Annotated in this window: 11 protein-coding genes; 10 read left to right on the top strand and 1 reads right to left on the bottom strand. The window is 44.3% G+C overall.

All coding sequences use genetic code 11. The features are described 5' to 3' along the window. Positions 1 to 46 precede the first annotated feature (46 nt). Genes VIM91_RS08735 through VIM91_RS08710 form a run of 6 tightly spaced genes read left to right on the top strand, consistent with a single transcriptional unit; the run spans position 47 to position 4,102 of the window. Positions 47 to 562, top strand: coding sequence for a TlpA disulfide reductase family protein (locus VIM91_RS08735; RefSeq protein WP_331864437.1), 516 nt, complete (start codon positions 47 to 49; stop codon positions 560 to 562). Between the two features lie 44 nt (positions 563 to 606). After that, positions 607 to 1,119, top strand: a complete 513-nt coding sequence (locus tag VIM91_RS08730; RefSeq protein ID WP_331864436.1) for a thioredoxin family protein — start codon at positions 607 to 609, stop codon at positions 1,117 to 1,119. 10 nt (positions 1,120 to 1,129) lie between these two features. After that, complete coding sequence (locus VIM91_RS08725) at positions 1,130 to 2,434, top strand: TolC family protein (protein WP_331864435.1); 1,305 nt, start codon at positions 1,130 to 1,132, stop codon at positions 2,432 to 2,434. A 4-nt stretch (positions 2,435 to 2,438) separates the two neighbouring features. Continuing rightward, the gene (locus VIM91_RS08720; RefSeq protein WP_331864434.1) at positions 2,439 to 2,933 is read left to right on the top strand and encodes an efflux RND transporter periplasmic adaptor subunit; all 495 of its coding nucleotides are present in this window, start codon (positions 2,439 to 2,441) and stop codon (positions 2,931 to 2,933) included. Then, positions 2,933 to 3,205 (top strand): hypothetical protein, encoded by a 273-nt coding sequence (locus VIM91_RS08715; protein WP_331864433.1) that lies wholly within the window; start codon positions 2,933 to 2,935, stop codon positions 3,203 to 3,205. Before VIM91_RS08720 ends, VIM91_RS08715 begins: the two co-directional genes overlap by 1 nt. Before the next feature lie 60 nt (positions 3,206 to 3,265). Further along, positions 3,266 to 4,102, top strand: coding sequence for a PilZ domain-containing protein (locus VIM91_RS08710; RefSeq protein ID WP_331864432.1), 837 nt, complete (start codon positions 3,266 to 3,268; stop codon positions 4,100 to 4,102). 59 nt (positions 4,103 to 4,161) lie between these two features. On the opposite strand, the gene VIM91_RS08705 is transcribed toward VIM91_RS08710, so the two are convergent. Beyond that, the gene (locus VIM91_RS08705) at positions 4,162 to 5,877 is read right to left on the bottom strand and encodes a proline--tRNA ligase (protein ID WP_331864431.1); all 1,716 of its coding nucleotides are present in this window, start codon (positions 5,875 to 5,877) and stop codon (positions 4,162 to 4,164) included. A gap of 168 nt (positions 5,878 to 6,045) precedes the next feature. Between VIM91_RS08705 and VIM91_RS08700 the strand changes: the two genes are divergently transcribed. The 4 genes from VIM91_RS08700 to VIM91_RS08685 are packed head-to-tail and all read left to right on the top strand — an operon-like array spanning position 6,046 to position 14,651. Further along, a complete protein-coding gene (locus VIM91_RS08700) occupies positions 6,046 to 8,865 on the top strand; it encodes an FAD-binding and (Fe-S)-binding domain-containing protein (protein WP_331864430.1) in 2,820 nt (939 codons plus the stop codon). Then, positions 8,858 to 9,442, top strand: coding sequence for a Maf family protein (locus VIM91_RS08695; protein ID WP_331864429.1), 585 nt, complete (start codon positions 8,858 to 8,860; stop codon positions 9,440 to 9,442). The genes VIM91_RS08700 and VIM91_RS08695 overlap by 8 nt, the downstream gene beginning before the upstream one ends. Further along, positions 9,439 to 10,911 (top strand): ribonuclease G, encoded by a 1,473-nt coding sequence (gene rng, locus VIM91_RS08690; RefSeq protein ID WP_331864428.1) that lies wholly within the window; start codon positions 9,439 to 9,441, stop codon positions 10,909 to 10,911. The genes VIM91_RS08695 and rng overlap by 4 nt, the downstream gene beginning before the upstream one ends. A 47-nt stretch (positions 10,912 to 10,958) precedes the next feature. Further along, positions 10,959 to 14,651: a YhdP family protein gene (locus tag VIM91_RS08685; RefSeq protein ID WP_331864427.1), complete on the top strand. Its 3,693-nt coding sequence runs from the start codon at positions 10,959 to 10,961 to the stop codon at positions 14,649 to 14,651. Positions 14,652 to 14,921 lie beyond the last annotated feature (270 nt).

Genomic DNA, 14,921 nt, shown 5'->3' with positions numbered 1-14,921 from the left:
AACCTCAAATAACCAAAATTAAGCAAAAATTAATAAGGGAAGAAATATGGATTGTCGTAAAAACAACACCGGAGTTATGGGTTTTTTATTTATGATAGCGTTGAGTTTGTTGACCACTATGGCGCAGGCTGAACCAAACGATATTGAATTTGTTGATTTAGAAGGTAAAAGTGTCAATCTGTCTGACTTTAAAGGGCAGTGGGTTGTGGTGAATATTTGGGCAACTTGGTGTCCCCCTTGTATTAAAGAAATGCCGGACTTAACCTTTTTTCATGAAAAATATAAAGACGATGGCGCCATTGTTTTAGGGGTGAACTATGAAAATATCCCGGTTGAAAAAATTAATAATTTTACCGAAGAATTAATGGTGACTTTTCCAATTGTTCGGTTTAAAGATATTGATTTGAACGCCAACAAAACCCCTTTTGGTCCTTTGCGAGGCTTGCCTAGTACGTATATGGTGGCGCCGAGTGGACATATTGTGGCAGGTCGGGCAGGTATGGTTGATCAAGAAACATTAGAAGCATTCATAAAAGAATATGAGGCTAAAAACCCGCAATAAAAGACGGATTGAGGCCTCAGTAGATAAACTTTAGGGAGAGAGGCATGAAGGTTTTTGCATTAAGTTTGGTATTTTTGTTAGGTGGGCTATCGGCTCCTAGCTGGGCCGCAGAGTTTTTTGACCAGAGTTTTGGTAACTTTGAAGAAGAGGCCGCGATGGCACGCGATGAAGGTAAATTAGGTGTTTTCGTTTTTTTTGAAATGGATGACTGCCCTTTCTGCCACCGTATGAAAGAAACTATTTTGATTGAACCAGATGTAGTTGAGTATTTTAATCAACACTTCAAGGCCTATCGGTTTGATATAGAAGGCGCGAGTCCAGTTGTGGATTTTGACGGTACAGAGTTTGCCTCCGGTCAAGAAATGGCTGAAAAAAAATACCGTGTGCGCGCTACGCCAGTGATGATTATGTTTGATAACGATGGAAAGGTCATGGCGCGCTACACTGGGCCTACCACTACTAAAGAAGAATTCTTAATGTGGGGCGAGTTTGTAATCAGTGGCGAATATAAAAATATGCCATTTACACGCTACAAACGTGCACAAGCACAAAAATAGCGAGTCGACTATGCAGCGCATTAATATTTTGAGCCTAGTCTTTCTGAGTTTGTGTGGTGCGAGTTACGCTCAACCTGAGCCGTTACCGACGCCTTTAACTCTGGACTATGTATTGGATTTGCCAGCGACCATGAGCCCGCAAGTACTGAAGCAGAAAGCTCGTTTGCTGCAAGCGCAAGCCCAGCAAGCGGAAGTTAACGCACAGGATCGTGTGCAATTCGATTTGCAAGCCCGGTTAGGTAAACGCGAGTTTTTGGGTGAAGACCAAGACTATAATATGGCGGCCTTGCATATGGGTTTGCCTTTATATGATTTTGGTCGTAGTGCGAATCAAGACCAGGCCTGGTTGTTTGACACAAAAGCCAATCAATATCAGTTAGAGGCGATTGAAACACAGTATCGCTTGGATTTAATGCAAGCTTACTTTAATGTGCTGTTGGCTGATTTAAACTATCGTGTTGAAAATGAAGCCATGGCGATTGCGTACGTTACCTTAGACAAGATTCAAGAAAACTATGAGCTGGGTCGTGAGTCGGATGTAAATTTATACGCGGCAGAAGAACAATATCAAAAAGTATTTGTAAAACGCCAACAGGCCCAGGCCGATTTACGCCGCTCTCGGATGCTATTGGCCAATGCAATGGGGCGTTCTGAGGCGATTGTTTCACGAGTCAGTTTGCCCGATTTATCAAAGTTACCGGAAAAGCTGTTAAAAGTGGAAGACTACTTAGCCTTAGCAATGGATGACAACCCACAAATATTGGCATTAAAGCAGGCCTATGAGGCCAGTGGTTACCGACTTGAGAGTGCACGCGCTGGTAAGCGTCCTGAAATTCGCGCCGATGCTTGGGTTGGGCAATTGTCGAGTTACCCAGATGTCAGGGAAGGGCATTATCATGCCGAGGTTTCGCTTAATGTGCCTCTGTATGATAGTGGTTTAACCCGCTCACGTATCGATCGTGAGCGGGCTCAGCGCCAAGAAGTGCAAGCGAATCTTTATCAAACTCAGCAACAGGTTCGTGATCAGGTTACCAATCTTTATTTTCAATTAAGCTTGTTAGAAGTTGAAAAGCAAGCGGTGGAAGCGGGTCAAACTTTTGCAGATTACAATATAGATTACAAGCGCGCCATTTATGAAAATGAGCTGCAAACTGATTTAGGCGATGCGATGGTCAGAATTTCTCAGGCACATTACGATGCCTTGGCTTTTGATTTAAAACGAGCTTTATTGTGGGCAAAAATGCAGGCCTTAACCGGGCAGAATACTTTATCTGAAACCACGCTCAATCAGCCAGTAGTCATCGAATCGGAGTAATGACATGATTAAACGTATTTTACTAGTGTTGGCCACTTCATCTTTGGCCATGAGTGTTCACGCAGCCGAGGTAAAAGTCGGTGCTTTGGTATCCGGACAAGTGACTCAAGTTATGGTGAAAACTGGGCAAAAAGTGAAAGCCGGGCAACTGGTTTTAAAAATTGACGATCGCCGTTATCAAGCCAAGTTAAAAGTCTTAAAGGCCGAAGTCGCTTATCGAGAAACCGCTTTAGCTGATATGCAAATTGAGTTTGATCAAACACAAGATTTGTATGATCGCACTGTCATTGCGCGTCGTCCGTATGAGCGGGCTAAAACCGATTTTGAGTTGGCGCAAAGTGCATTAAATAAAGCACAAGCCGAACTGGAAATGCACCAGGCCTGGTCGGATTACTTTCAGGTAAAAGCGCCGGTTGCCGGCGAGGTGAAAAGCATTGTGACGCAAGGAACAACTGTGTTTAAAGAAAATGATGCCTTGTTTAGTTTGGAGATTAAATAATGTCTGTGTTAAAAACTCAATGGCGCTATGGTTTAAAGTATTGGCGTTTAGCGATCCATTTAATATTTAAAACGCGCCATTTTGGGGTAAATAATCAATGGTGGTCACGCCAGCCTTCTGTGATTGGTTGGAGTGGATTACAGATCCTGTGGGGAATTGTGACTGTCATGCCGATTGTACGCAATGTCCAATCAATGAAGGTGCGAAGCTGCATTGGTTGGATTCCACAGTCTGAATGTGAAGCGCTGGGATTTTCTACTCAAAAGGACTAGAATGGCCAAATTATTCAGTAGCATCTGATTTTTAAGTTATCCATTTTACAAAGGCACCCTATGTCAGAACAGCGACAATCCTCTCGATTCGCCCGCCAATTTTTAGTCACCGATTATCAGGATGAACACTTTGAGCTGGCTTTTGAGGGGTGGGATGTTAATTTAACCGGCTTAAGCTTTTGGGTAAATGATCCGGATTTATTTATGCCAGGCCAAGTGCTCGCGCTCCGCGTAAAAGCCGAAGATACCTCAGAAATGTATGAGTTGGATAGTGTTGAAGTGGTGCATCTGCAAGAGCGTGACGGCCTAGTTTTATGTGGTTGTCATATTGCCCAAGTTACCAGTGATCAACTATTAGCACATCATCGTTTGGTTATGCTGAATGAGGCTGCAGCCAACCAATCCATGTCGGATTCGGAGTTACGTGAATTCGATTTTAACCAAACTGGTTCAAGTATGTCTTTTCAACCGGCGGATTATCAGCAAGCCAGTTTTGCGCTTAATTTGGCGGTAGAAGAACTCACCGGCGGGGTGCAATCGGATGAAGCGAGTTGGGAAGCGCTGAATCATGGCTTGGAAGATTTACTGAGTGAAGTGGATCAGGATCAACAACAACGTGTTTTATCTTTAATCGCCGGTTTTAAACGGTTTCACCAGTCACAAGAGTCACGTAACGAGCAGGTATTGGCGCTAAGTTTGTTAGCTAAAATGTTGGTACATACCCCTGAGACGGAAGCGGATCGTTTATCCTGGCAAACGTTGTTAAGGGATTTTGAAACTCGCTTTTTAGATGAGCGTTTATTGTTAGCTTATGATTTAATGCATCAGGGTTTAGAAGCTGGAGAGGCTTTGCAGAGGGCGACCGATCAGTTGGCTTTAGAGAAAGAGCCGGTTTAGCTCAAGTGTGTAGGAGGTCTAAGCTCTAAATAAAATTTGAACTTAGACCAATATGACTTTTATCCGACTAACTTATCCATTAAAAACGCCATGAAATCGGCTTGCGCAATATTCTGGCTGCTTTCATCGCGACGATGTTTGTATTCAATCATACCTTCATCCAAACCACGTTCACCCACCACAATACGATGCGGAATACCAATCAGCTCCATGTCATTAAACATGACACCAGGCCGTTCATTTCGGTCATCCAGCAATACCTCAATGCCTTTAGCGTTTAAGTCTTGATAAAGTTGTTCAACCACTTCTTTAACACGCGGGGATTTATGCATTTGCATGGGGACGATGCAGACCTGGAAGGGCGCCAAGGAATCTGGCCAAATCACGCCTTTCTCATCATGATTTTGTTCAATCGCCGCCGCCACTACACGCGTGACACCAATACCATAACATCCCATTTCTAAGGTTTGGGCGCGGCTGTTTTCGTTAAGTACACTTGCATTGAGTGCGCTTGAATACTTATCACCTAGTTGGAAAATGTGACCGACTTCAATACCGCGACGAATCTGAATTAATCCTTCGCCATCTGGACTTGGATCACCCTCAACCACATTGCGAATATCGGCAATCAAGCTTGGTGTTGCGTCACGTTCCCAGTTTGCACCGGTTAAATGGTAACCGGTTTTATTTGCGCCACATACAAAGTCACTTAAATGGGCTGCGGCACGATCCACAATGACAGGAATGTTTAAGCCAATTGGACCAATTGAACCTGCATCACAACCCGCAACTTGTTTAATTTGGTCTGCGCTCACAAAGGTCATGGGTGAGGCTACTTGGGCAAGTTTTTCGACCTTAATATCGTTGACCTCATGGTCACCGCGTAATACCAGAGCCACCACAGGATTGGCGTCATCTGACCCTTCAACTAATAGGGTTTTGACGGTTTGAGTGGGTGGTAGATTTAAAAATGCACACACTTCTTCAATAGTATGGCTGTTCGGAGTCGCGACCTCCTTTAAGTCTTGAGACGGAATAGGGCGTTCACCACTCGGTGTGACAGCTTCCGCTAACTCAACATTCGCTGCGAAGTCGCTTTGAGTTGAGAAAGCAATCGCATCTTCACCAGAATCAGCTAATACATGAAACTCATGCGAACCATCACCACCGATTGATCCTGTGTCGGCTTGAACCGCGCGGAAGTTAAGTCCCATGCGGCTAAAAATACGATGGTAAGTGTCATACATGACCTGATAGGTGGCCTCAAGGCTGTCACGATCTATGTGAAAAGAGTAGGCATCCTTCATAATGAATTCACGCGAACGCATTACACCAAAACGTGGACGAATTTCATCACGGAACTTGGTTTGAATTTGATAAAAGTTAGCCGGTAGTTGTTTATAGCTGCGGATTTCTTTACGAATTAAATCTGTAATGACTTCTTCATGGGTAGGGCCTAAACAAAATTCACGATTGTGACGATCGTTAATGCGTAATAATTCGGCCCCATACTGTTGCCAGCGGCCAGATTCTTCCCACAGCTCGGCAGGCTGAACCACTGGCATCAAGACTTCCTGCGCGCCCGCTTTATCCATCTCTTGGCGAATAATGTTTTCTACTTTTCTAAGCACTCGTAAGCCTAGAGGTAGCCAAGTGTATAAGCCACCGGCTAAGCGACGGATTAAGCCTGCACGAATCATCAACTGATGACTGATGATTTCGGCTTCGGCTGGCGTTTCTCGTGTCGTGGCGAGCAAGAATTGCGATGTTTTCATGTGCATTAGGCCTTGTTGTTCAGCGTGTTATTCAAAATTAAGCGCGTATTTTAGCATGTGGATGGTTTTTTTTGGCGAGTTCAAAACGGATTCTTTGTCCTCGTGGACTTGGGTTTACAGTAGAATAGCCTCTATATTTAATTGCTTGAGTTTGGAGCCACGAAAAACATGTTATACACCACAGATGCTTCTGTTTTTGAAATTAACCCGATTAGAGTTCTGACCCCGAAAGATCGTCATGGACTGGTTAACTGTATTCGCGATTTGGTCGAACAAGACTATCCAATTACATTGCGAGCGGGTGGTACTTCGTTGGGGGGACAGGCCATTGGCTCGGGTGTGATTGTGGATGTTTCTAAACATTTGAACCAAATTGTTGAGTATCGCCCACAACAAAAACAAATCAAGGTTGAACCGGGCGTGATTCAAGACGATTTGAATGATTATTTGAAAGCGGATGGTTTAATGTTTGCGCCAGATACCTCCACTTCCAATCGTGCCATGATTGGCGGCATGGTGGGGAATAATTCGGCAGGGGCCTACTCGATTTATTATGGCACGACTCGTGAACATGTGGTGTCGTTGGATGTTGTGTTGGCTGATGGCTCGGAAGTCGTGTTGGAAGATTTGTCGGCAGATCAACTAGGGCAAAAAATGCAACAGAACGATTTGGAGGGCGCGATTTATCGAGAAACCATGCAGTTGCTTGAAACCCACCAAACTGAAATTTTGGCACAATCGCCAGATTCTTCGATTGTACGACGCAATACGGGTTATGCGCTGGATGTGATGTTGCGAGATCATCAACCCTTTAACTCAAAAGGCAAGCCTTTTAGTTTGGTGCCTTTAATTTGTGGTAGTGAAGGTACTTTGTGTACGGTGACAGCGGCGACATTAAACTTGGTAGAAAGGCCGAAGTTTCGTCAGTTAGTTTGTGCTCACTTTGATTCGATTGAGCTAGCCTTAAATCAAGTAGAAGGACTGTTAGGCTTTAAGCCAGCGGCGATTGAGTTGATTGATAAAGCCACGTTAGATGCCACACAAACGAATATTGCACAGCAAGCCAATCGATTTTGGCTGCAAGCGGATCCGCAAGCCGTTTTAGTGATTGAGTTTTTTTATCAAACTAAAGCAAGTTTGACCAAGCGTTTGAGCGAGTGCCAGGCCTGGTTGTTAGAGCAGGGCGCTTATGCGGCCCCAATTATTGATCCGAACGATGCATCAAAGGTTTGGTCATTGCGTAAATCCGGTTTGGGTTTGTTAATGGGTAAACGTTCACGCAAAAAAGCGGTCGCGGTTATTGAAGATGCGGCGGTGCCGGTGCCGAGTTTGCCAACCTATTATCAAGCGGTGCAAGCGATGATGGCCGAATTTAATGTAAATGCGGTTTATTACGGGCATGCTTCAGTTGGCTTAATTCATATTCGGCCTGAGTTGGATTTGGCTAAACCCGCTGATCGTGAATTGTTTGCCAAGTTGGCGGCACGTTTTTCAACTCTGATCAAAAGCTTTCGAGGTGCTTTGTCGGCCGAACATGGTGATGGCCGAATTCGTGCACCCTATCTCAAAGAACAAGTGGGTGAAGAGGTTTATGCCGCTTGGCAAACACTCAAGCAAACGTTTGACCCCAAAGGCCTATTTAATCCAGGTGTGATTCTGGGGGATTCGCCCATCACACAAAACCAGCGTGCAGACCGTCAACCTAGTCAAAAATTGGAAACCGGTTTTGATTGGCGAGCCGATATGAGCTTAATGGATGCGGTTGAAAAATGTAATGGTGCTGGAACTTGCCGTAAATCAAACGGCTTGATGTGTCCGTCTTACCAAGCGACTCGCGAAGAAGCCTATTCGACCCGAGGGCGGAGTAATTTATTGCGTCGTGCCTTAACTGAACCGAATCCGAAAGAGGCGTTAAGTCGCCATGAGTTACAAGATGCCCTGGATCATTGTTTATCATGTAAAGCCTGTAAAACAGAGTGTCCGGCGAGTGTTGACCTGTCGCGTTTAAAAGCCGAAGTCACTTACCAACTGGGGATTAAAAAATCCGTTGCTTGGGCATTAAAGCGCCAGTATAAGTTGATGAGTTGGGGTGTGCGCCACCCGAAATGGTTTAGATGGTGGCAAAACTTTGGTTTGTCAAAGCGGGCGCTGGGTGTGGATCGCCGTCGTCGCTTGCCGGATGCTGGGTCATTTAGTTTGCAGGATTGGTGGACAGGTTTAACCAATCAGCAATTGGACCCAATGGGTGAGGGCGATGTGCGTCAAAAGGTTTGGGTGTTATGTGATTTATTTAGCCAGTTTCAAGAGCCGGAAGTGGGTAAAGCGACATTAAGCAGTCTCATAAAGCTGGGCTTTGATGTTAAGCCCGTGTTTATGAAAGCTTCGCCCCGCACCTTAATTAGCCAAGGATTATTGCACCAGGCCAGTGAAGAGTTGGCACGTTTGATTCAAATGTTGAATCAGGTTGAACTGGACGATTACATTATTGGTATTGAGCCATCAGAAGTTATTACTTGGCGTGATGAAGCAAAAGATTTATTGCCGAAAACAGCCGATGCATTTGATTATAAACAAGTACGTTTATATGAAGAGTTGATTGTGGATTTGGTGGCACAAAAACGCTTGCCTAAGTTAGCGAGCGTGAATCGAAAACTTTGGTTGCACGTGCACTGTCACCAAAAAGCTTTGGCGAAACCAGAGCAGGTTGAACAGGCATTACTGCAAGTACCAGGCTTGGTGGTTGAAACCATTCAAAGCGGATGCTGTGGTATGGCGGGTGATTTTGGTTACCGACAATATGATCTGTCCGTTAAGATCGCAGAACAAGCGCTGCTCCCTGCTTTGGCTCAAGCAAAGGCGGAAGATTGGGTTGTGGCAACGGGGGTGAGTTGTCGCACACAGGTAGCGGATTTAAGTCAAAAGAGCGCGCTGCATGTCGCACAGGTATTTGACCTGGTGTTGCCTGAACCGGAGGTTGTGAATGCCTAATCCTCTATTTTTGGCGTCCGGCTCGCCACGACGAGCTGAGTTGTTAAGTCAGTTGGGTCTAAGTTTTGAAACCGTGAATGCCCCAGTAGAAGAGGTCGCCTTGCCGAATGAAGATGCTGAATCTTTTGTTAAACGTATGGCGATTGAAAAAGCCTTAGATGGCTTCAATAAATTAGCGGGTGCGCGTATTTGGGTTATTGGCGGCGATACGCTAGTTAAAGTTGGTCACTTAGTATTGGGTAAGCCTAAAAACCAAGCCGATGCAATGCGTATGTGGCGCAGGATATCTGGGCGCGAACATGAGGTGTTATCCGCCGTTGCCGTGGTTCATGACGGTGAAATACTTTGCGCACTGAATCGAACTTGGGTACACGTGAGAGATATAGATGAGCAAGAAATGCGAGATTATTGGCAAACCGGGGAGCCGCAGGATAAAGCCGGCGCCTATGCTATTCAAGGCTTGGGCGCACAGTTTATAACGCGCATAGATGGCAGTTATTCAGCGGTTATGGGTTTACCCTTATTTGAATTGAGTCAGTTGCTAAAGCAGGCTCATTACTATGAGACATTCGAATGAGTAATGAAGAAAAAGTACTGGTCAATATCACGCCCAACGAAACGCGCGTAGCTTGGGTGGAAAATGGTGTGCTGCAAGAGGTGTGGGTAGAGCGCACTAAAAAACGTGGTTTGGTCGGTAATATTTATTGGGGGCGCGTTGATCGTGTTTTGCCTGGTATGCAGGCCGCGTTTGTTGATATCGGGTTAGGCCGAGCCGCTTTTTTGCACGTGTCGGATTTGTCCCAAGCTTTGATCGAACAGCGCGCACCGAATGACCCAGAGGATATTGCTAAGTTACTTTATGAAGGCCAAAAGCTCATGGTACAAGTGGTGAAAGACCCGCTCGGTACCAAAGGCGCACGCGTTACCATGCAAATTTCTTTGCCGTCTCGTTTGTTGGTCTACATGCCTGCTGAAACGACTTTAGGGGTGTCGCAGAAAATCGATCAATCTGAAGAGCGTGATCGTTTAAAAGAAATCATTCGTCAAATTCAAGAAACCCAAGCAGTAGAAGGCGGGTTTATCTTGCGTACGGTGGCCGAAGGGGCCGATTTTCATGAGATTCGCGCGGATTTAACCTATTTGCAACGTCTGTGGCAAGGGATCGTTTCGAAATCAACCCAGGCTAAAAAACCCAAGTTAATTTATGAGGATTTGCCACTTTATTTAAGAATTTTGCGTGATATTCCAAATGAGGGCATTGAAAAGATTCGAGTGGATTCAGCGGAGACTTTCCAAAAAATGCAGGCGTTTGCCAAAATGTATGTATTAGAAGTCACGGATAAGCTTGGGCACTACAAAGGTGATCGTCCTATTTTTGATCTCTACAACATTGAAGATGAAATTCAAGCGGCCTTAGAAAAACGTGTGATGTTGAAGTCTGGCGGTTATTTAATTATTGATCAGACTGAGGCGATGACCACAATTGATGTCAATACCGGCGGGTTTGTCGGACATAAAAATTTAGAAGAAACTATTTACCGTACTAACTTGGAGGCCACTCAAGCGATTGCGCGCCAGTTACGTTTACGAAACCTAGGTGGCATAATCATTTTAGACTTGATTGATATGGATGATAAAGAACATCGAGCCCATGTTTATGAAGCTTTAGGCAAGGCTTTGGCGCGTGATCGGGTTAAAACTTCCATTAGTGAAATTTCGCGTTTAGGTTTAATAGAAATGACAAGAAAGCGCACTCGTGAAAGCTTGGAGCGCATTCTTTGCCAGCCGTGTCCTATGTGTAATGGTCGAGGAGTTGTGCGCACCGCTGAAACGGTTGCCTACGAGATTTTTCGCGAGATCACGCGTATGGATAAATCGTTCAATGCTGATAAGTATCGAGTTATTGCGGCCGAGTCAGTGGTGGCTAGAATTATGGATGAGGAGTCGGATGCGGTCGCTTCTTTAGAGGCTTTCTTAAACAAAACGATTCGCTTTCAAGCAGAAAGTAGTTACCCGCCTGAGTATTTTGATGTGGTGATGATGTAGTCATGTTTTTAAGGTCGGTACGCCTTTTTCTGGAAGGTTTAATTCTTTTGTTGGCTATCTATTTTGTGGTCACCCGCGCCCTTATTACATGGGTTCAGTTGGCTCCGGATCAAGTAGCCAGCGTGACTCAAAAATTGAGCGGCATCGAGATTAATTTCGACCGTCTCAAGCTCGAACAAACCTGGACAGGTTTTAAGTTACAAGTTGCCAATCTGAATATTGATCAACCTTCGATGCAATTAAATATGCAAAGCTTACAGGTTGATTACCATATACTCTCGCCGATTTGGCCAAGTTTGCCTTACGGTGAGCGGCTTGAAATCCAACAAGGTTTGATTCAGTTTGCTCAAACGGATGAGGTGAGCGGCGGCTTTGATGTCGAAACCTGGCTTTATCAAGTTTCAAAGTTTTGGCGACGTGTCAATATTACCGATTTGCACATAGGGTTTGAACCGGATGCGGAGGTTCAAATTGGATCCTTGCAAGTCAGTCGGGCAGAGCGTTGGAGTGCGTTGGCGGATATTGATTTAGTTTATGGAGACAAAGCGCAAGCCAGTCATTTTCAAGTGCGTGCACGTTTGGAGGAGGATGTCTTCGGCTTGTTATCTTCAGGTGACATTAGTGTGCGCCAGACAAGCGGGTTAAATTTTGATGTTTTTAGTCATTTTTGGCCTTCTATTCAACCTACTATTCAGCGTTTGCCGTCTGGTGAATTTCAGCTTGACGTGTCAGCCTCTGTTAAAAAACGCAAGCTCAGCAACCTGTTAATCAATTTAAATCTCGAAAAATTAAACTGGGCCCAAACTAGCACAGGCTTACCTCGGTCGGCCTCGGCGCAGTTAAGCTGGGATCAAACTGCGCTAAAAAACGATCTTATGCAGGCAAAGTTATCTAACTTGCGGTTAGACCAAAGCGCGGTGCAGGATTGGTCTGAGGTTGTTTTAACTAAGCAAAATGAACGTATCCGTTTGCAATTAGCACGCGCATCTTTAATCCCATTTAAGCCCATTTTGCATTCGATTGCCGGTGACTATGTGGATGCTTTACAGACGTTTGAGTTACGAGATATCGACGCCTCTTTTAATTTGAAACAAGCGAGATTTGAATCGTTGAATGCTAAGGTCGATGCGTTTTCATGGCAAAGTTCTGCGTTAAGTATTGGAGTGCAAGGGTTTGAAGTTAAGCATGATAAAGATCAAGTACGTTTCAGTTTTGCCCAGCCCATTGCACTCAGCACTCAACATACAGAGCAACAGCACTACTTGCTAGATTTTGGACCAGGCCTGGTGCTTGATTATCAAAATAACCACCAGGCCTGGTGGTTGAAAGAACAGGCGTTGTGGTTGAATGAATTTCCTATTACGTTGCAGGCCCAAGGGGATTTTAAAGGATTTGTTGATCTTAATTTACATGCAACGGCTTCAACATTAGAGCAAGTCAAATCCGCTTGGTTGCCATTTGGACTGATGAAGCCTAAGTTAAAAAATTGGTTAACAACGGCTTTAATTCGTGGTGATGAGGTTGAGGCAGACGTTTGGTTAAAAGGTCATTTATCTGACTTTCCGTTTGATAATAATTCAGGCGAATTTAGAGTGTTGGCTCAAGTGGATAATGCTCGCTTGATTTTTAACCCAAATTGGCCAGCTTTAGATGAGTTTGATGCAAAGCTAGAATTTACCCCATTTAATCTAAATATTTCATCCGCTCATGCCACTATTCATAATGCTTTAGCTGAAAATATTAAGGTTAATATCGCCAACCTTAACCAGCCAGATATTGCGGTGGACGTGACAGGAACCGTTACTACAGCAGCGCAAAATGGCATCGATTTTTTACTGGCTTCGCCTTTGGCGGATAAACTGGGAATGCGAACTTTCCTGGATAACCAGGTTCAAGCTAGTGGCGATTGGGTGGTTGAGCTAGATCAAATTTGGGTGCCAGTAAAAGGGTTCCAAGATCAGGATGCGCGCTTTGCTGGCACAGTGGGGTTTGATAATGCGACCTTAAGTTTGTTTAATCGACTAAGTTTCAGTCAGTTATCTGGCCAGTTTTTGTTTGATGAACAAGGTGTCTTAACCTCTCAGCCTATTCAAGCCAAGGGTTTGGGCGCGGAGGATATACGATTAGCCATTGATACGAACGCTGAAGAAAAACGTGTAACCTTGGATGTTCAAGGCCAATCACACCTAAAGGACGAATATGGCCTTGCAGGTGTTTTGCCTTTTGATGTTCAGGTCAATGTGCCATATAAGACTGAAACGCCCACGCCAGTTGAAGTGAAGCTTAACGCAAATCCTGAGGCAGTAACGAGTCGATGGCCGGCTCCCTTTGCAACCAATCAAATTAATGCACAAGCTTGGAAGACTCAGGTTGAAGTACTTGATGGACGAGTCAAGGTAATGTCTCGTTTGTCGGATCAATTACGAATGCGCAGTCAAATAATTTTTCAGCCCAATCAGGCACCGGCTCTTGAATTTGCGAGTTTTAACTTGGGTACTCCAGAGCTTATTGGCTCAAATCAAAAAGGCCTTCAGCTTAATGCCGCATTAGATGAAGTGGATCTCGATACATGGATGTCGATGATGCCTGTATTAACGGCTTTATTGAGTAGCCAACCGAAGTCAGCTGAACCCATGACCGGTCTGGTTTGGGCTTCGTCTCAAATTAAAGCCTCACGTCTTCGATTTTTAAATCAAGATTACGATCAATTAAATCTAACATGGCAGACCGATCCCATTACGCAACAACTCAAAGCCGATTTTCAAGCACCATACTTGCAGGCTCGGGTTGACTATCTAAAAGCCAGTGGCGTGGATATTTCGATTGATCAGGCTCAAATAAAACCACCTAAAACGGAAAGCCAGGCAAGTCACAGTCAGTCTAAAGTCTGTAAAACAGATGGTGAATCAACAGAGCTTTGGCCTGATATTAGGTTAAGAGCGCGCCATATTCTGTTGGCCGATAAATTGATTGATTCTTTATCTTTTAAAATTGAAGACCGCCAATCAGTGAGGACCTTTTCTGATATCCAGTTTAGCTTTGCCAACCAAGTTGGCGAAGGGGTGGCCAACTATTATTGGCATAAACTCTTAAACACAAGTGAGTTGGTCTTAAGCATACAAAGTAAGCGAGTGGCGGATTTAAGCCAGTTTATTGGATTCAAGCAAGGCTTTACCGGTAAAGAGGGTGGTTTTAAAACCAAATTAACTTGGTCAAATGGATTAACCTGCTTTCAGCTCAATAATATCGAAGGTGATTTTGAGTTGAGTTTTAACGATGGTGTTATAGAGCAAGTTGAGCCGGGTTTGGCCAGAATTATTGGTTTGTTAAGCGTAGACTCGTTTCTTCGTCGTTTAAAGTTAGATTTAAAAGATGTGACAAATGATGGAATGGAATACGACAAAATTAGAGCCAATGGAAATATTGCGAATGGAGAAGTCGATCTTTTGGCATTTAATGTATCTTCGCCAGGTGTTCAGGTTGGTATGAATGGTCAAATTAGGCTTGAAGAGCAAAGTTTTGACTTGGAGGCGCAAGTCACGCCCGCAATGGGGGCCGCCTTGCCAACGGTTGCTACACTTTTAGGTCTAGCAAATCCCGTTACAGGCGTGCTAGCTTATATACTGGCAAAAAACATTTCTTTTATTAATGAAGATATCGTGACTTATAACTATCAAATTACCGGTCCCTGGAAACAACCTGAAATTACAAGTAAAGGCAGTAGTGTATTATTTAAATAAGCTAAGTTGTTGAATCTAAATGTGACCTGAAAATATTGTCATAAAAGTTTAAAAAAACAGTTGCAAGCGAGCAGGGAGTCTGTAGAATACGCCTCACTTCGCAGCCAAGGGTTGTGAAGGAGAAAAAACGCAGTTGAGAAGTGAAAAATAAATTGAAAAATTTGATTGACACAACTCGCTGAGGTGGCTAGAATAGCCGGCTTGCTAAGAGCGAAAGCGACAAGCAAAACGAATTAAGAAGTTCTTTAAAAATCAGGTAATTCAGAGATA

The organism is Thiomicrospira sp. (genome assembly GCF_036568485.1).
Taxonomy (GTDB): domain Bacteria; phylum Pseudomonadota; class Gammaproteobacteria; order Thiomicrospirales; family Thiomicrospiraceae; genus Thiomicrospira.
The sequence above is the reverse complement of the archived record's forward strand: the minus strand, read 5'-3'. Positions and strand labels throughout refer to the sequence as shown.

Coding starts and splice junctions, on each gene's coding strand:
- rng (WP_331864428.1), top strand. CDS start 9,439: ATGAGTAATGAAGAAAAAGTACTGGTCAATATCACGCCCAACGAAACG.
- VIM91_RS08730 (WP_331864436.1), top strand. CDS start 607: ATGAAGGTTTTTGCATTAAGTTTGGTATTTTTGTTAGGTGGGCTATCG.
- VIM91_RS08715 (WP_331864433.1), top strand. CDS start 2,933: ATGTCTGTGTTAAAAACTCAATGGCGCTATGGTTTAAAGTATTGGCGT.
- VIM91_RS08735 (WP_331864437.1), top strand. CDS start 47: ATGGATTGTCGTAAAAACAACACCGGAGTTATGGGTTTTTTATTTATG.
- VIM91_RS08705 (WP_331864431.1), bottom strand. CDS start 5,877: ATGAAAACATCGCAATTCTTGCTCGCCACGACACGAGAAACGCCAGCC.
- VIM91_RS08720 (WP_331864434.1), top strand. CDS start 2,439: ATGATTAAACGTATTTTACTAGTGTTGGCCACTTCATCTTTGGCCATG.
- VIM91_RS08710 (WP_331864432.1), top strand. CDS start 3,266: ATGTCAGAACAGCGACAATCCTCTCGATTCGCCCGCCAATTTTTAGTC.
- VIM91_RS08695 (WP_331864429.1), top strand. CDS start 8,858: ATGCCTAATCCTCTATTTTTGGCGTCCGGCTCGCCACGACGAGCTGAG.
- VIM91_RS08725 (WP_331864435.1), top strand. CDS start 1,130: ATGCAGCGCATTAATATTTTGAGCCTAGTCTTTCTGAGTTTGTGTGGT.
- VIM91_RS08700 (WP_331864430.1), top strand. CDS start 6,046: ATGTTATACACCACAGATGCTTCTGTTTTTGAAATTAACCCGATTAGA.